Here is a 15,464-nt window from a genome sequence, read left to right on the forward strand (position 1 = left end):
GCCGGCGCAGCGCCCACGCGCCCCCGGCCAGCACCGCGATCGCCCCGCCCGCGCCTTCGAGCACGCCCCACGGGGAACGCCCGCCGCTCTCCCCGCGCGCCGCCCGGCCCGGCGCCCCCTCGCCGACCGCCGCCCCGGTCTCGGCCTTCACCCCGCCCTCGCTCAGCGGCGGCACCAGGACACCCACCGGGTTCGCCGCGCTGCTTCGCCCGAAGCCCCAGTCGAGGAGCGCCGCGGTCTCCTCGTAGACGGCGTTGTAGCCGCTGCGCGGATGCATGACGGTGGCCAGCAGCGTCCGGCCGTCCCGGGTCGCGGCGCCGGTGAACGTGTTGCCCGCGTCGCTGGTGTAGCCGTTCTTCACCCCGATCAGCCCCTGGTACGGCGCCACTCCCAGCTCGCCGGTGAGCAGGCGGTCGGTGTTCTGGATCCGGAACGTCCTGCCGCCGCCCGCCGGGAAGTCCGCGCCGCGGGTGGCGCAGTAGGCGCGGAAGTGCGCGTCGCGCAGCCCGTGCCGGGCGAAGAGGGTGAGGTCGTAGGCGGACGAGAGCTGCCCCGGGTGGTCGAACCCGTCGGGGCTGACCACCCGGGTGTCACGGGCCTGGAGGTCGTCGGCGAGGGCCTGCATCTCGGCGACGGTCCGCTCGATCCCGCCGTTCATCCGGGCCAGCACGTGGACGGCGTCGTTGCCCGACCGCAGGAAGACGCCCTGCCACAACTGCTCGACGGTGTACGTGAGTCCGGCCTTCACCCCGACCAGGCTCGATCCGGCCGGGACGTCGGCCAGGTCCGCGTCGGTCACGGTGTGCCGCTCGGTCGCGGCGAACTTCGTCAGCACGGTGGCGGCGAACAGCATCTTCAGCGTCGACGCGGGCGCCAGGGCGTGGTGCGCGCGGTAGGCGGCGAGCACCTCCCCGCTGTCGTGGTCGGCGACCAGCCAGGCCGCCGCGGAGAGCTTCCCCGGCGGACCGCCGCCCTGGACCCCGTCACGGGCCAGCCGGGCACCACCGACGGCGGTCGCGGCGTGCGCGGGGGCCGCGGCGAACGGGATCACGGCGGCCGCCATCCCCAGCGCGGCACGCCGGGTGAGCGGAGAGGTCTCGTGCATCAGGGGACCGTACACCGCACTGAACAGCGGTTTCCTGGCAGTGGCCCACCGATGACCGGGAGATTACCTGTCCGAGGGATTCCGATGCGGGGGCGCGGGGGGGGTGGGGTGGAACGGGGCGGGCTGGGCGAGACGAGGGGTGGGTTGAGTTGAGATGGGGTCGTGCCGGGCTGGGGATGGGCCGGGCCGGGGACGGGCCGGGCCGGGGACGGGCCGAGCCGGGGACGGGCCGAGCCGGGGATGGGCCGGGCCGGTGCGAAGGCAGCCGGAGGTCGGCCGGCAGGCGGGGCGGGCCGATCCCGGGGCATCCGGGCCGGACCGTCGTCGCGCGCCTCACCTCCGTCCGACGACGGCCTCGACCTCGGCGAGCTGACGGGACGTCAAGGGCCCCTTCGCCAGCGCCCCGGCGTTCTCCTCGGCCTGGGCGACGGAGCGGAAGCCGGGGATCGGGACGGCACGCTGGCTGCGCGCCCACAGCCAGCCGAGGGCGCCCTGGGCGAGGGTGCGGCCGTCGGAGGTGAGGAGGTCGCGCAGCGCCTCGACGCGCTCCAGCCAGGCGGCGTCGGCGCCCGCGCCCGGGGTGAACCCGGCGAGCCAGGCGGGCGGGAGGTGACGGATGTCCCCGGCGCCGAGGGCCCGTCCGACGGCCTGCTTGCCGGTGAGCAGCCCCATGGCGAGCGGGCTGCGCACGACGCTCGCGACCCCGGCCCGCTCCGCCAGGGCGAACATCGCGGGCGCGTCCTGGAGGACGTTCGCGGCGTGCTGGACGGCGGCGCAGTGCGGCCCGGCGGCGAAGAGGGCGGCGCGGTCGGGGTCGTCGGTGCTCCAGGCGTAGGCCCTGACGAGCCCTTCGCGCACGAACTCCTCGCACAGGTCACGCAGTTCGAGGGCGCGGTCGGGGGCGACGTCCCCGAGGTGGAGTTGGTAGAGGTCGACGCGGTCGGTGCCGAGGCGGGTGAGGGAGGCGGTGAGGGCGCGGCGGGCGTGGCCTGCCGAGTCGTCGGCGCCGGTGCGGGTGCGGGTGCGCTCGTCGAAGAGGTTGCCCCACTTGGTGGCGACGACGACCTCGTCGCGCCGGGCGCCGAGGGCGCGGCCGAGGATCCGCTCGCTGTGTCCGGCGCCGTAGGTGTCGGCGGTGTCGAAGAAGGTGACGCCGAGGTCGAGAGCGCGCCGGACGGCCCGCACGGACTCGTCGTCGTCGACCTTCCCCCAGCCGAGCGGTCGGCCGTCGAGGTCGCTCCACTCACCACCGACGGCCCAGCAGCCGAAGCCGAGCGCGCTGACGTCGATACCGCTGCGTCCGAGTGTCCTGTCGGTCATCATGCGGCCGCAGCGTAGGAGTTGAAGCGCACGCGAGGACAAGGGAGAAGGGGGGCACCGCGGGGAGACCGGGTCGGGGGACCGGGGGACACCGCGGGGAGACCGGGGTGGGGAGACCGGGGGACACCGCGGGGAGACCGGGGCGGGGAGACCGCGAGGAGGCCCGCCCGGGGAGAAGCCGGGCAGCCCGCCCCGAGCACGGCCGGGGCGAGCGCCCGCGCACCTCCCAGCCACCCCTGTCCTCTCTCCCCTGTCCCCCTGTCCTCTGCCCTGCCCTCTGCCTCCCCTGCCTCCTGCCCCGGCCACCCGGACGGCGGCGCGCACCCGGCCGGGGGACCCGCCGGGTGCGACGGTGGGAGGGCCTGTCCTGTCCCCGTCTGCCCTGGAGCCACCATGACCTGCTGCTGCGACCGACGTGACCTGGGACTGCTGCTGCTCAGGCTGGGAGCCGGAGGGGTGCTGGCGGCGCACGGCGCGCAGAAGCTGTTCGGCTGGTTCGGCGGGCACGGCATCGAGGGGACGGGCCGGTTCATGGAGTCCGTGGGCTACCGCCCGGGGAAGGCGAGCGCGACGGCGGCGGGCCTCGCGGAGATGGGCGGCGGCGCATTGCTGGCGCTGGGCCTGGCGACCCCGGCGGCGGGCGCGGCGGCGGCCGGGGCGATGGCGGGCGCGGCGGCCCTGCACACCCCGAACGGCTTCTTCAGCCAGGCGGGTGGCTACGAGTACCCGGCACTGCTCGGCACGGCGGCGGCGTCCCTGGCGGTGACGGGTCCGGGCCGCCTCTCCCTCGACCACGCACTGGGCCACACGGTGAACCGGGACTGGATGGTCCCGGTGGCCCTGGCGGTGACGGCAGCGGTGACGGCGACGGTGGTGACCCTGCGCCACCGCCGGGTCACGACGGACCCGCGGGAGGAGGGGGAACAGGGGGAGTTGTTCGAGGGGTGAGGGAAGACGGTCGACCGCCCGCACAGCTCAGGAAGGGCACGTTCCCGGCATGGCCGGACTCGCGACCCGAGCGCTAGAGTCCGGATCAGACGGGACTCAAAGAAGGAGACGGTCATGACCAGGCCCTGGGAAGCCGATCCGACCGCGGACTTCAGTCGGCGTCTGGGGAGGACGCCGCAGGAGTTGGGAGTCACGACCGACAACCCCGACTGCCCGGACATCTGGGAGCTCGACAACGGCGACGTGGTCGTGATCGGCCGGGATCTCACCGACGCTCTGCGCGGGAGACTCCCGGAGGGGGTGTCGATCGGCGCCGACGAACGGCTCGTCGTGATCCCGAGAGCAACATTGATCGCGGCGAAGCCGGACATCCCGAACGCTTGACCTCGATACTCCCGGAGCTCCCGGCACACACGGGTTGCCCTCTCGTCACGCCGCGCTGCACGCCTGCGAGATCGCCCCCCTGGCCCCACCCCGGGTTCACCAGGTGTGAGCCACGTCCACCACCAGGTGGTCGGCCGACTGGAGGACGCGGAACGGCAGCCGGGCACGGACGCCCAGGCCGGTCTGGGTGTAACCCTCCGAACCGCCCGCGAACGTGAACTCCCGGAACGTGGTGAACCCGGTGACGTCGGCGGCCGGGAGCGGCGGGTAGGGCTGGCCCGCGCTGTCGTGGCGCGGGGCGTGGAGGGAGATCTCCAGGACGGCCCCGCCCGCGATCGGGACGACCGCGCCGGACGGGTCCTGCCGCAGGACGTCGACGTAGCGCGCGGAGTAGCCGATCGGGTCCGTCCCCGCGACGTCGAGGACCAGGCGGTCCCAGCACGCGTGCCGCCCGGCCCGTACGCCGGTCAGCCGCGCCGGGACGGCGGAGGCACCGGACTTGTCCAGGCTCCCCCACGTCACGCCGCAGTCCGCAGCCCCGGCCGGGGCCGGGAGGGCCAGCAGGCCGCCGCCCGCCAGGATGATCGAGATCAGTGCCGTGCCCAACCGTCGCATGGTCGCCCCCAGCGGTGCGCGCAGATGTGTGTCTGCTTAGACGGACGGCCTCGCGGAAGGTTGTGCGGCGGCCTCACGGCACCTGCGTCTTCCGCTGGACGGCGGTTGAGATCTCCCGGCGCTCCGTCTCCCCCCGGATTCCCCCCCCGCCGGTGATCCCGTGGGCCGCGGAGGCCGCTCCTGTGCAGGCCGGGAGAGGAGGCGGCAGACGAGTCGGGCTGTACGCCGGATTTTGTCGCCGGGCGGCCTCGCGGCCGGCCGGGAGACGGCCATCCATCTAGGGCCGGCGTTGCCGCCGGCCTCGTGCGGTCTACCCGCGGACTCGGGCGGGCAGCCCTCGAACGTCCGCGCAGAAGCACCGGGGTGCTTCCTTTTGACCTTGCTCCAGGTGGGGTTTACCTAGCTGCCCAGGTCACCCTGGGCACTGGTGGTCTCTTACACCACCGTTTCACCCTTACCGGGGACCGAGATCCCCGGCGGTCTGTTCTCTGTGGCACTGTCCCGCGGGTCACCCCGGGTGGCCGTTAGCCACCACCTCGCCCTGTGGAGTCCGGACGTTCCTCGGGGAACCCCTGGGGGCTCCACGCGGCCGTCCGCCCGGCTCGTCTGCCGTACGGACCATGGTACCGGGCGGTCGGCGGCGCGCTTGACCCTGCCGCCGCGTCAACGTCTCTACTGGTCCCATGCGGATCGGAGAACTCGCCGCCACCGTCGGGGTCACCCCCAGGACCGTGCGGCACTACCACCACGAGGGCCTGCTCCCCGAGCCCGACCGGCTGGCCAACGGCTACCGGGACTACACCCTGCGGCACGCCGTCGCGCTGGCCCGGATCAGGCGGCTGACGGAGCTGGGGCTCGGACTCGCCGAGGTCCGGGACGTCCTCGCCGACGACACCGGCCGCGACCTCGTGGAGGTGCTGGAGGAGCTGGACCAGGACCTGGCCCGGCAGGAGACGGCGATCCGGGACCGCCGGGCCCGGCTCCGCGCCCTGCTGGACTCGGACGGCCCCCTCCCCGACGACGCCCCGCTCTCCCCCGAGCTGGCCGCGCTGTTCGCCCGGACCGCGCCGCCCGCCGGATCGCCCTCGGCCGCCCGGGACCGCGAGATGCTCGCCCTGATCGACACCGGCGCCGCCCCCGAGGACCGGCGGCGGCTGCTGGCCAGGCTCTCCGCCGTGGTCGCCTCGCCCGCCTCGATGGCGCTGACCACCGAGGCGTACGCGGTGCTCGACGCGCTGGCCGGGGCCGATCCCGCCGACCCCCGGGTGGACGAGGCGGCCCGGCGGCTCGCCGCGTGCGTCCCCCGCGAGCTGCTGCCCGACGCCATCGACGTCGACCAGGACAACGGTCTGCTGCGCGCGCTGTACGCGGACGTCGACCCCGCCCAGGGCGAGGCGTTCCGCCGGGCGCTGCGTCTCCTCGGGGAGCGTGGGGCGTGAGGGCCGCGCGCGGTGTCCTGCGCCACCAGGCCCTGTTGTTCGGGAGTCTCGCCCGATGGCTCCTGCCGCGCCGCCGACTCCCGCTCGACGGGCAGGAGTTCGGCTACGCGCGCGGGCAGGGCGCGATGCTGTTCGGGCTCGCCTTCGCCGGGGCCGTCGAGACGGCCGGGATGGCCGTGCTGCTGCGCCACCACCCCGTCGCTCACACGGTGATGCTCGTACTCGACGTCTACGGCGTCCTGTTCGCCGTCGCGCTGCACGCGGCCTCCGTCGTGCGGCCGCATCTCCTGGACGGCGAGCTGCTGCGCGTGCGGCAGTCCGCCCAGGTCGATCTGCCGGTACCGCTCGCCGACATCGCCTCGGTGCGGCGGGAGTCGCGCGCCACCCACACCCGGGCGGACGGCGAACTTGACCTTCCGGTCGGCGCGCAGACCTCCGTCACCCTCGAACTCGCCCGGCCCGTCACCCACTTGACGGTCCTCGGGCGCAGCCGGGAGATCCGCCTGGTCCGCTTCCAGGCCGACGACGCCGACGCCGTCGTCCGCGCGGTCGAGCGGGCGCGGGCCGCGCTCTCCCCGCTGCCGCCCGGCCCCGTCGGGTGAGACCGCGTCCCCGGCCCCCGCGCGCGGGCGGGCGGGCGCGGGCCGGTACGCCGTACGCTGGCGCAGAGCTCGAACCGAAGGAGATCCTCCGTGCTTGTCCTGCTGCCGCCGTCCGAAGGCAAGGCACCGTCCGGACGCGGTACCCCGCTGAAGCCGGAGTCGCTGTCGCTGCCGGGTCTCGCCACCGCCCGCGAGGCGGTCCTCGGCGAGCTGGTCGAGCTGTGCGCGGGCGACGAGGAGAAGGCGCGCGAGGTGCTCGGACTGAGCGAGGGCCTGCGCGGCGAGGTCGCCAAGAACGCCGGGCTGCGGACCGCGGGGGCGCGACCGGCGGGCGAGATCTACACCGGGGTCCTCTACGACGCCCTCGGCCTCGCCTCCCTCGACGCGGCGGCCAAGCAACGGGCCGCGCGGTCGCTGCTGGTCTTCTCCGGGCTGTGGGGCGCGGTCCGGGTCACCGACCGCATCCCCTCCTACCGCTGCTCGATGGGCGTGCGACTGCCGGGCCTCGGAGCGCTCGGCGGGCACTGGCGGGCGCCGATGGCGGACGTGCTGCCCGAGGCGGCGGGCGACGGCCTCGTCCTCGACCTGCGCTCGGCCGCGTACGCCACCGCCTGGAAGCCCAAGGGCGAGGTCGCGGGCCGCACGGCGACCGTGCGGGTGCTGCACGCGCCGACCCGGAAGGTCGTCAGCCACTTCAACAAGGCGACGAAGGGGCGGATCGTGCGCAGCCTGCTGACGGCGGGGACGGTGCCTTCGGGCCCCGCCGACCTGGTGGACGCGCTGCGGGACCTCGGCCACGAGGTGGAGGCACAGGCCCCGGAGCGGGCCGGGCGCCCCTGGGCGCTGGACGTGCTGGTCTCCGAGATCCACTGACCGCCCCGCCCCAGACCCCAACCTGGGTCCCACGGACCCCCGGTCCCCCGGTCCCCCCGTCCAGGCTCCGGCTCCCGGGCTACGGCTCCGGCTCCGGCTCCGGCTCCGGCTCCGAGCGGTCTACGGCTCGGGCGGGTCCATGGCGGCCGAGCCCGTATGGGGGAGACGTCCTTCCCCCGCCCCGCACCCGCACCCGCACCCGCACCCGGTCGCCCGATTGCACCCTGCGCAACACTCTTTGCGCAGGGTGCTTCGCGTAGGCAGGATGACGGTCATGGCCGCTACCCCCTCGCCCTCTCCGTCCCCCTCGCCGTCCCCCGCCCCCGGCTCCGCCGCGTCGGCTCCCTCCGTGCTGGGGCTCGCGCCCGTCATGCCCGTCGTCGTGATCGACGACGCCGCCGACGCCGTACCGCTCGCGCGGGCCCTGGTCGCCGGTGGGCTGCCCGCGATCGAGGTCACCCTGCGCACGCCCGCCGCACCGGCCGCGATCCGGGCGATCGCCGACGCGGTCCCGGACGCCGTCGTCGGGGCCGGGACGGTGATCACGCCCGCCCAGGTGACCGAGGCGGTGACCGCCGGGGCGCGGTTCCTGGTCAGCCCCGGCTGGACGGACACGCTCCTTGACGCGATGCGGGCCTCCGGGGTGCCGTTCCTGCCGGGGGTGTCGACCACGTCGGAGGTGGTGGCGCTGCTGGAGCGCGGGGTGCGGGAGATGAAGTTCTTCCCGGCGCAGGCGGCCGGGGGCACGGCGTACCTCCGGTCACTGGCCGGACCGCTCCCGCAGGCACGGTTCTGCCCGACCGGCGGCATCGGCGCGGCGAACGCCCCCGAGTACCTGGCGCTGCCCAACGTCGGCTGCGTGGGCGGGACCTGGATGCTGCCCGGGGACGCGGTGGCCTCCGGCGACTGGTCCCGGATCGAGGCCCTGGCCCGCGAGGCGGCGGGGCTCGGCCGACCGCGCGGATGACCGTCGTCCCCCTGTCATAGGTCATCGGAGGCTCCCGGAGACTTACGGAAACGTCCGGTGACCTGCGCAGGCTTCCGCAGGCTTGCGGAGACCGGCCCGGTCAGCGCAGGTGCGACGTGTCGTTGAAGAGGCGGACGCTCGCGTTGCCGTCCGCGTAGTAGGCGACGGCGGAGAACGCGGCCGCCGACAGCTCCATCCGGAACAGGGCCTCGGGCGGCGCGCCGAGGGCCAGCCTGACCAGCGTCTTGACGGGCGTGACGTGGGTGACGACCAGCACCGTGCGGCCCGCGTACGCGGCGATAAGCCGGTCCCTCGCGGCGGCGACCCGCGCGGCCGTCGTCTCGAAGCTCTCGCCGCCGCCGGTCGGTGCGACGGAGGGGTCGGCGAGCCAGGCGTCCAGGTCCGCGCGGTGCCGGTCGCGGACCTCGCCGAAGGTGAGGCCCTCCCAGGCGCCGAAGTCGGTCTCGCGCAGGCCGTCCTCGATCCGGACGTCGAGCCCGAGGCGCGCGGCGACGATCCCGGCGGTCTCCCGGGTCCTGGCCAGCGGTGACGCCACGATCGCCTGCACGGTCCCGCGCCGCGCCAGCGCCTCCCCGGCCAGGCGGGCCTGCTCCCGGCCGGTGTCGGAGAGCGAGGGGTCGCTCCCGCCGCTTCCGGAGAACCGCTTCTGCGGGGTGAGTGGAGTCTCCCCGTGCCGCAGCAGCACCAGGGTGGCGGGCGCTCCCATGTCGGCCGGGGCCCAGCCGGGGGCGGCGACGACCCGGGCCGCCCGCCGATCGGCCGCCGCCCCGGTACCACCGTCGTCGGCCGCACCGGCACCGGCACCGGCACCGGCGGCCTCGCGCTCGGCAGCGGGGGCAACAGAGGAAGCGGAGGAAGAGGAGGAGGAAGAGGCTGTGGCAGCGGTTCCAGCTTTCGCGGCACCGGCCGTGGTTCCGGCTTCCGCGGCGCCGACCTCCGTCCCCTCGGCCGACGGCGCGTCGGCCGACGCCGCCGCGTCCATCGCCCGGTTCGCCAAGCGGTCCGCGTGCTTGTTGCGTTCGCGCGGGATCCACTCGAACGTCACCCGGTCCGGCGGGAAGACGCGGGACGCCGCCAGGGCGAGCGGCTTCATGTCGGGGTGCTTGATCTTCCAGCGGCCCGACATCTGCTCCACGACGAGCTTGGAGTCCATCCGGACGTGCACCGTGGCCGCCGGGTCGAGAGCGTGGGCCGCGCGGAGCCCGGCGAGCAGTCCCCGGTACTCGGCGACGTTGTTCGTGGCGACGCCGATCGACTCGGACGCCTCCGCCGCCGTCTCCCCCGTGACCGCGTCGATCACCACGGCGCCGTAGCCCGCGGGCCCCGGGTTGCCCCGCGACCCGCCGTCCGCCTCGACGATGAACTCCCGCACGGCGCAGGCTCCTTACAGGCCGGACTCGGAGGTGCGGACCAGGATGCGGCCGCAGTTCTCGCACCGCACGACGGTGTCGGGGGCGGCCGCGCGGATCTCGTTGATGTCGGTGATCGCCAGCTCCTGGCGGCAGCCCTGGCAGGTCCGCTGGTGCAGCTTGGCCGCGCCGATGCCGCCCTGCTGGCCGCGCAGCTTGTCGTAGAGCTTCAGCAGGTCGGCGGGGACGGTCGCGGAGACGACCTCGCGCTCCTTGGTGGCGGTCGCGACGTCGCCGTCGATCCCCTCGAAGGCGGCCTCGCGGCGGGCGGTCGCGTCGTCGATCTTGCCCTGGACGGCGCCGACCCGCTCGGTCAGCTCGGCCACCCGCTCCTGCGCGGACTCACGGCGCTCCATGACCTCGAGGACGACGTCCTCCAGGTCTCCCTGGCGCTTGGCGAGGGAGGTGATCTCGCGCTGGAGGTTCTCCAGGTCCTTGGGCGAGGTGACGGCGCCGGTGTCCAGGCGCTTCTGGTCGCGGGCGGCGCGCTGGCGCACCTGGTCCACGTCCTGCTCGGCCTTGGTCTGCTCGCGGGAGCAGTCGCTCTCCTCGGTCTGCGCGGCGACCAGGAGGTCCCGCAACTGCGTGTGGTCCTTGGTCAGCGACTCGATCTCGGCGTGCTCGGGCAGCGACCGGCGCCGGTGCGCGAGCTGCTGGAGGCGGACGTCGAGGGCCTGGACGTCGAGAAGGCGGATCTGGTCAGCGGGCGCGGCGTTCAGTTGGGGGCTCCAGGTGAAGGGGAGTGACTGGTCCAGGGGTCGGTGACCGTCCGGGAGACGTGCACGCGCAGGTCCCAGCCGTGGCGGTCGGAGATCTCGTCGAGCTGGGTCGCCGCCAGCTCGCACCAGGGCCACTCGGTGGCCCAGTGCGCCGCGTCGAGCAGCGCGAGAGGTCGGTGGGCGCGGTCCGCGAGGAACTCGGACGCGGGGTGGTGGCGCAGGTCCGCGGTGAGGAAGGCGTCGACGCCGGCCGCGCGGACGTGGTCGAAGAGGCTGTCGCCCGAGCCGCCGCTGACGGCGACCGTGCGGACGGTGGCGTCGGGGTCGCCCGCGACGCGGATGCCCTGCGCGGTGGCGGGCAGCCGGACGGCGGCGCGGGCGGCCAGCTCGCCGACGGTGACCGGGTGGTCGAGTTCGCAGACGCGGCCGAGGCCGCGGCGGCCCTCGGGGTCGGTCGGGTCCGGCACCAGGGGGCGCACGACGCGCAGCCCGAGGGCCCCGGCCAGCGCGTCCGAGACGCCCGGGTCGGCGGTGTCCGCGTTGGTGTGGGCGACGTGCAGGGCGATGTCGTGCTTGATCAGGGTGTGCACGACGCGGCCCTTGAAGGTGTGGGCCGCGACCGTCGTCGTCCCGCGCAGATACAGAGGATGGTGGGTGACCAGCAGGTCGGCGCCGAGCCGCACGGCCTCGTCGACGATCTCCTGGACCGGGTCGACGGCGAACAGGACGCGGGAGATCTCCTGGTCGGGGTCGCCCGCGACCGTGCCGACCGCGTCCCAGGACTCGGCCCGCGCGGCGGGCCACAGGTTCTCCAGCGCGGCGATGACTTCAGACAGACGGGGCACGGGAAAAGGCTACCTGTCTGATCCGCGGCGCTGAACCGGTGCGGGGCCCTGGTCCGCGCGGACGCCCCGGTCAGCACACCCGCCTCCGCTTCCTCTGGCGAATCGTTCCGGCACCACCCGTATGTGTGAAGGGGCGGCCCCACGGTCCACGGCCCGTTCGGCCGAAAACTAGCTTCGTGGCCGGAGGTGACCAGACGATGACGGCCTGTGCGATCGAGTCCGGTACGACCGGGGAGGACGGCACCGCGCCGGACCGCCGTACCCCGGCGGACGGCGCGGGCGGAGCGCCCTGCGCGATCACCGCCGACGGTGCCTACGCCGCCCGCCTCGCCCTGGACGGCGAGTCCTGGTTCCCGGAGCGCTGGACCCTGGACGGCCCGGAACCGTACGCGGTGCCGCTGCCCGGCAACCAGCCCGAGGAGCCCGGCACCGAGGTGCAGCCGATGTCCGACGGGCGGGTGCTGATCCGCCGTCCGACCGCCGGGCGCCATGTCTTCTCGCTGCTCTACCCGACCGGGCCCGACACCGGCGAGCTGCTGATCGGGGCCGTCGAGTGCCCGGACGGCGGAGCCGGGCTGCGGCTGCTGCCACCCGCGCCGTGCGGCGAGAAGGCGTACGCCCTCGCGGTGGGACGGCGTTCGAGCACCGTGTGGCTGGTGGCGGGCGGCGCCTTCGGGCCCGAGCACGTCGCCGAGATCCCCGGCCGCTGCTCGGGCGGGGTCTGGCTGGACCGCGCCGGGCGGCTGCTCGCCCTGGACCGGGAGGTCGGCGGCCGGACCAAGACGGTGGTGGTGGATCTGGAGCGCGGGGGCGAGGTGTCGCCGCTGCTGCAGATCGCGGCCGAGAGCGACGACCGGCTGGTGATGGCGGACCCGGACAGCGGGCTGCTGCTGATCCGCTCGGACGCACCGTCGCCCGGTGAACGGCGGCTGGGCTGGGGGGTGTTGGGCAGCACCCTGCCGGTGCGGTTCCCGGAGAGCCTGCGACCGCCGGACTGCGAGCTGACGCCGTTCGCGATCCAGCCCGGCCAGGTGCTGACCCCGGAGAGCTGCGCGGTGGCGGTGCGGGTGGACGGGCCGATGGGCCGCTGGATCGGCGTCTGGCGCCCGGACCGGCGGCAGGTCCAGCATTTCCCGGCGCCCGCGGGGTGGTTGGCGGACGCCGGGCTGTGGTCGAGGGACGGCGTGCTGCAACTGCCGTACACCACCGGGGAGATGCCCTGCGGGGTGGCCAGGGTGACGGCACCCTGGGAGGAACGCCACGGCACGGCACCGACGACGCCACCGATCGGGACAACGGGGGTCACGGGGGTCGAGGGGGCAACGGGGGGCCCGGGGGTCACGGAGGTCACGCGGGCCACGGAGGTCACGGGGGCCACGGGGGCCACCGAGCCCGCCGAGACGACCGAGACGACCGAGCCCACGGAATCCGCCGAGCCCACCGAGACCGCGAGATCCGCCGCGCCGACCGAGCCCGCGAAGGCCGCCGAGGCCACCGAGCCCGCCGAACTCACAGTGCCCGTCGTCCCCGTGGAGGCCGCTGAACCGGCCGAGCCCACCGAGCCCGGCGCCCCCGCCCCCGCTCCTCCCGCTCCCTCCGTCCCCCGTCCCGTACCGCTGCGGGAGGCCCCGCTCGGGCGCTTGTAACGAAACAGTGCCGGTCGGCGCGGGCGGCTGGATGGGGCGGGGAGGCGGGCCGCTAAAATCGTCGGCTGTTAGAAAGATCATGTTGACGGGGTGAATTCTTCCGATGAGCGACTCCAGCACGACCCAGACGCCGTCCGGCGACGACCAGCAGGACGTCGGCAACGGCAGGCACCGCGGCGAGGTCTCCGCCCAGGAGGGCCGCACGGCCCCCAGCGGTCGGCACCGCAAGCCGGCGCCCGCCGGGGCGGCATCGGCCTGAGCACGACGCAGAGGAAGGGGCGGTCCGCCGTTCGGCGGACCGCCCCTTCCCGTTGGCCCACGGCATTCGCCGGCGCTGGCGCCCCCTCCCGATGGCGCCCTCCTCCCGTCGGCGCCCTTCTCCCGTCAGCGCCCTTCTCCCGTCAGCGTCCGCTCCCCGTGGGCGTCGCCTCAACTCCCGCTGCCGTCACCCCCGTTTCAGCGTCAGCACCTCCGCCGCCGCGAACGTCTCGTCCGCCGGGCGTTCCGCGTAGTGCGGGGTGAGCAGGGCGTCCAGCTCGGCGTAGTCGAAGGTGTCCTGGGCGCTGTCGAACTTGGCCCGCACCCGCGGCCGTTCGACGATCGCGACCATCCCGCCGTGGACGACGACGAGTTGGCCGTTGATGCGGGCCGCTGCCGGTCCCGCGAGGTAGCCGACGAGCGGTGCGACGTGCTCGGCGGCGAGCGGGTCGGGCCCGTCGCCCGGGACGCCGAACCCGGCGAAGACGTCCTCGGTCATCCGGGTGCGGGCGCGCGGGCAGATGACGTTGGCGGTGACCCCGTACTTGGCGAGGGCCAGCGCCGTGGAGGTGGTCAGACCGACGATCCCGCCCTTGGCCGCCGCGTAGTTGGGCTGGCCGGCCGACCCGGCGAGGAACGCCTCCGACGCAGTGTTCACGATCCGCCCGTAGACCGGGGCGCCGGACGCCTTGGCGCGCTCCCGCCAGTGCGCGGCCGCGAACCGGGTCGTGTTGAAGTGCCCTTTGAGGTGGACCCGGATCACCGAGTCCCACTCGTCCTCGGACATCGAGAAGACCATCCGGTCGCGCAGGATGCCCGCGTTGTTGACCAGGACGTCCAGCCTGCCGAACGCGTCGACCGCCGCGCCGACCAGCTCACCGGCCCGCGCGAAGTCGGCGACGTCACCGGTGTGGGCGAGCGCCTCGCCGCCGGCCGCGCGGATCTCGGCGGCGACCTCCTCGGCGGGGCCCGCGCTGGCCGCGCCCGAGCCGTCCCGGCCCGGCACGCCGACGTCGTTGACGACGACGCGGGCGCCGAGCCGGGCGAGTTCGAGCGCCTCGGCGCGGCCGAGACCGCGTCCGGCGCCCGTGACGATCGCGGAGAGTCCTTCGAGTGGCAGCGACACGGGGACCTCCGTCAGATCTCGATGCAGGTGCGCAGGGCCGTGCCGGTGCGCATCTGCTCCAGCGCCTCGTCGATGCCGGACAGCGGCACCCGGTGGGTGATCAGCCCCTCCAGGTCGATGCGCCCGGCCCGCCACAGCGCGATGGTCCGCTCATAGGAGCGCAGGACGTCGCCGCCGCCGTACAGGGACGGCAGGATGCGCTTCTCGTCGAAGAACAGCTCGAACATGCTGAGCCGCAGATGGTCGTCGAGGGCGCCCGCGCCGACGACGACGAGGGTGCCGCCGCGCCGGGTGTTCTCGTAGGCCGTGCGGGCGGTGGCGGAGCGGCCGACGACCTCGAAGACGTAGTCGAACCCCTCCCCCGCGGTGACCTGCTGCTTGGCGTCGGCCAGTTCCTCGGGGGCGACGGCCCGGGTGGCGCCGAACCTGAGCGCGGCCTCCCGGCGGGCCTCCACCGGGTCGACGGCGACGATCTCGGCGGCGCCCCGCAGCCGCGCGCCCTGCACGGTGGAGATCCCGACGCCTCCGCAGCCGATCACGGCGACCGACGAACCGGCCGTCAGGTCCGCGGTGTTGAGGGCGGCCCCGAGTCCGGTGGTGACACCGCAGCCGATCAGCGCGGCGATGTCGAAGGGCACGTCGTCGGGGATCGGCACCGCGCAGCCCGCGTCGACGACGACCTCCTCGGTGAAGGTGCCGGTGCCCGCGAAGCCGAAGACGTCCTGGCCCGCCCGCTTGAAGTTGGGGGTGCCCGCGTTCATGAACCCGGCCAGGCAGAGCTGGGTCTGGCCGCGTTTGCAGGCCGCGCAGGCGCCGCAGGCGGGCAGCCAGCAGACGACCACCCGGTCCCCCGCCTTCAAGTGGCGGACGTTCTCCCCCACTTCGACGACCTCGCCCGCGCCCTCGTGGCCCGGCACGAACGGCGCGGGCTGGGGCAGCACCCCGCTCATCGCCGACAGGTCCGAGTGGCACAGGCCGGTGGCCCTGATCCGGATCCTGACCCGGCCGGGCCCGAAGCCCACCGCCTCGACGTCGTCGAGGATCTCCAGCTTGTCCTGGCCGATCTCGTGCAGTACGGCTGCGCGCATGCTGCGGCTCCCCTCAACTGCCCACTGGGTCACATCGGCCGGGCCGAGCGGTCTGATCCACCCGGTCCGTCCGGTCGTGCTGCTCTGCTCGGTCCGTCC

The 15,464-nt window shown here is 74.9% G+C and carries 16 protein-coding genes and 1 other RNA gene; 8 read left to right on the forward strand and 9 right to left on the reverse strand.

Translation table 11 applies throughout. The annotated features are described in order from the left end of the window. Both GA0115242_RS33165 and GA0115242_RS33170 read right to left on the reverse strand, forming a co-directional pair. A partial coding sequence (locus GA0115242_RS33165; RefSeq protein WP_093835207.1) for a D-alanyl-D-alanine carboxypeptidase family protein occupies positions 1 to 1,105 on the reverse strand: 1,105 nt, incomplete at its 3' end. A gap of 333 nt (positions 1,106 to 1,438) precedes the next feature. Then, positions 1,439 to 2,428 carry an aldo/keto reductase gene (locus tag GA0115242_RS33170; RefSeq protein ID WP_093835151.1) on the reverse strand — a complete coding sequence of 330 codons (990 nt, stop codon included), beginning with the start codon at positions 2,426 to 2,428 and terminating at the stop codon, positions 1,439 to 1,441. A 390-nt stretch (positions 2,429 to 2,818) separates the two neighbouring features. On the opposite strand from GA0115242_RS33170, the gene GA0115242_RS33175 reads away from it, so the two are divergent. Together GA0115242_RS33175 and GA0115242_RS33180 are read left to right on the forward strand one after the other, a co-directional pair. Then, positions 2,819 to 3,373, forward strand: coding sequence for a DoxX family protein (locus tag GA0115242_RS33175; RefSeq protein ID WP_093835153.1), 555 nt, complete (start codon positions 2,819 to 2,821; stop codon positions 3,371 to 3,373). A gap of 114 nt (positions 3,374 to 3,487) precedes the next feature. Further along, a complete protein-coding gene (locus tag GA0115242_RS33180; RefSeq protein WP_093835155.1) occupies positions 3,488 to 3,757 on the forward strand; it encodes a hypothetical protein in 270 nt (89 codons plus the stop codon). A 96-nt stretch (positions 3,758 to 3,853) separates the two neighbouring features. Here the strand turns inward: GA0115242_RS33180 and GA0115242_RS33185 are convergent, their stop codons facing one another. Further along, positions 3,854 to 4,372, reverse strand: coding sequence for an AMIN-like domain-containing (lipo)protein (locus tag GA0115242_RS33185; protein WP_176729957.1), 519 nt, complete (start codon positions 4,370 to 4,372; stop codon positions 3,854 to 3,856). A gap of 205 nt (positions 4,373 to 4,577) precedes the next feature. Beyond that, positions 4,578 to 4,977: RNase P RNA component class A (gene rnpB, locus GA0115242_RS33190), an RNA gene on the reverse strand. Positions 4,978 to 5,055: 78 nt separating this feature from the next. Here rnpB and GA0115242_RS33195 point away from each other — a divergent pair. From GA0115242_RS33195 to eda, 4 genes are all read left to right on the forward strand, one after another. Beyond that, the gene (locus GA0115242_RS33195) at positions 5,056 to 5,811 is read left to right on the forward strand and encodes a MerR family transcriptional regulator (protein ID WP_093835157.1); all 756 of its coding nucleotides are present in this window, start codon (positions 5,056 to 5,058) and stop codon (positions 5,809 to 5,811) included. After that, positions 5,808 to 6,413: a hypothetical protein gene (locus tag GA0115242_RS33200; protein WP_093835159.1), complete on the forward strand. Its 606-nt coding sequence runs from the start codon at positions 5,808 to 5,810 to the stop codon at positions 6,411 to 6,413. The genes GA0115242_RS33195 and GA0115242_RS33200 overlap by 4 nt, the downstream gene beginning before the upstream one ends. Before the next feature lie 90 nt (positions 6,414 to 6,503). Beyond that, positions 6,504 to 7,286, forward strand: coding sequence for a peroxide stress protein YaaA (yaaA, locus tag GA0115242_RS33205; protein WP_093835161.1), 783 nt, complete (start codon positions 6,504 to 6,506; stop codon positions 7,284 to 7,286). Between the two features lie 274 nt (positions 7,287 to 7,560). Next, positions 7,561 to 8,253: a bifunctional 4-hydroxy-2-oxoglutarate aldolase/2-dehydro-3-deoxy-phosphogluconate aldolase gene (gene eda / locus GA0115242_RS33210; RefSeq protein ID WP_093835163.1), complete on the forward strand. Its 693-nt coding sequence runs from the start codon at positions 7,561 to 7,563 to the stop codon at positions 8,251 to 8,253. A gap of 100 nt (positions 8,254 to 8,353) precedes the next feature. On the opposite strand, the gene GA0115242_RS33215 is transcribed toward eda, so the two are convergent. The 3 genes from GA0115242_RS33215 to GA0115242_RS33225 are packed head-to-tail and all read right to left on the reverse strand — an operon-like array spanning position 8,354 to position 11,247. Further along, complete coding sequence (locus tag GA0115242_RS33215) at positions 8,354 to 9,646, reverse strand: bifunctional RNase H/acid phosphatase (RefSeq protein ID WP_093835165.1); 1,293 nt, start codon at positions 9,644 to 9,646, stop codon at positions 8,354 to 8,356. A gap of 12 nt (positions 9,647 to 9,658) precedes the next feature. Beyond that, entirely contained in the window at positions 9,659 to 10,402 is a 744-nt protein-coding gene (locus tag GA0115242_RS33220) for a zinc ribbon domain-containing protein (RefSeq protein WP_202556208.1), read from the reverse strand. After that, positions 10,399 to 11,247, reverse strand: a complete 849-nt coding sequence (locus GA0115242_RS33225; protein ID WP_093835167.1) for a Nif3-like dinuclear metal center hexameric protein — start codon at positions 11,245 to 11,247, stop codon at positions 10,399 to 10,401. Before GA0115242_RS33225 ends, GA0115242_RS33220 begins: the two co-directional genes overlap by 4 nt. Positions 11,248 to 11,444: 197 nt before the next feature. On the opposite strand from GA0115242_RS33225, the gene GA0115242_RS33230 reads away from it, so the two are divergent. Together GA0115242_RS33230 and GA0115242_RS41030 are read left to right on the forward strand one after the other, a co-directional pair. Next, the gene (locus GA0115242_RS33230; protein WP_237549451.1) at positions 11,445 to 12,893 is read left to right on the forward strand and encodes a hypothetical protein; all 1,449 of its coding nucleotides are present in this window, start codon (positions 11,445 to 11,447) and stop codon (positions 12,891 to 12,893) included. Positions 12,894 to 12,996: 103 nt separating this feature from the next. Further along, positions 12,997 to 13,152, forward strand: coding sequence for a hypothetical protein (locus GA0115242_RS41030; protein ID WP_093835169.1), 156 nt, complete (start codon positions 12,997 to 12,999; stop codon positions 13,150 to 13,152). Between the two features lie 186 nt (positions 13,153 to 13,338). Here GA0115242_RS41030 and GA0115242_RS33240 read toward each other — a convergent pair whose 3' ends face one another. Beyond that, complete coding sequence (locus GA0115242_RS33240; RefSeq protein ID WP_093835171.1) at positions 13,339 to 14,277, reverse strand: 3-oxoacyl-ACP reductase; 939 nt, start codon at positions 14,275 to 14,277, stop codon at positions 13,339 to 13,341. A gap of 11 nt (positions 14,278 to 14,288) precedes the next feature. After that, a complete protein-coding gene (locus tag GA0115242_RS33245; RefSeq protein WP_093835173.1) occupies positions 14,289 to 15,365 on the reverse strand; it encodes a Zn-dependent alcohol dehydrogenase in 1,077 nt (358 codons plus the stop codon). Between the last annotated feature and the right edge of the window lie 99 nt (positions 15,366 to 15,464).

Source organism: Streptomyces sp. SolWspMP-5a-2, from assembly GCF_900091845.1.
Classification (GTDB): domain Bacteria; phylum Actinomycetota; class Actinomycetes; order Streptomycetales; family Streptomycetaceae; genus Streptomyces; species Streptomyces doudnae.

Coding starts and splice junctions, on each gene's coding strand:
- GA0115242_RS33230 (WP_237549451.1), top strand. CDS start 11,445: ATGACGGCCTGTGCGATCGAGTCCGGTACGACCGGGGAGGACGGCACC.
- GA0115242_RS41030 (WP_093835169.1), top strand. CDS start 12,997: ATGAGCGACTCCAGCACGACCCAGACGCCGTCCGGCGACGACCAGCAG.
- GA0115242_RS33185 (WP_176729957.1), bottom strand. CDS start 4,372: ATGCGACGGTTGGGCACGGCACTGATCTCGATCATCCTGGCGGGCGGC.
- GA0115242_RS33170 (WP_093835151.1), bottom strand. CDS start 2,428: ATGATGACCGACAGGACACTCGGACGCAGCGGTATCGACGTCAGCGCG.
- GA0115242_RS33175 (WP_093835153.1), top strand. CDS start 2,819: ATGACCTGCTGCTGCGACCGACGTGACCTGGGACTGCTGCTGCTCAGG.
- GA0115242_RS33195 (WP_093835157.1), top strand. CDS start 5,056: ATGCGGATCGGAGAACTCGCCGCCACCGTCGGGGTCACCCCCAGGACC.
- GA0115242_RS33245 (WP_093835173.1), bottom strand. CDS start 15,365: ATGCGCGCAGCCGTACTGCACGAGATCGGCCAGGACAAGCTGGAGATC.
- GA0115242_RS33180 (WP_093835155.1), top strand. CDS start 3,488: ATGACCAGGCCCTGGGAAGCCGATCCGACCGCGGACTTCAGTCGGCGT.
- eda (WP_093835163.1), top strand. CDS start 7,561: ATGGCCGCTACCCCCTCGCCCTCTCCGTCCCCCTCGCCGTCCCCCGCC.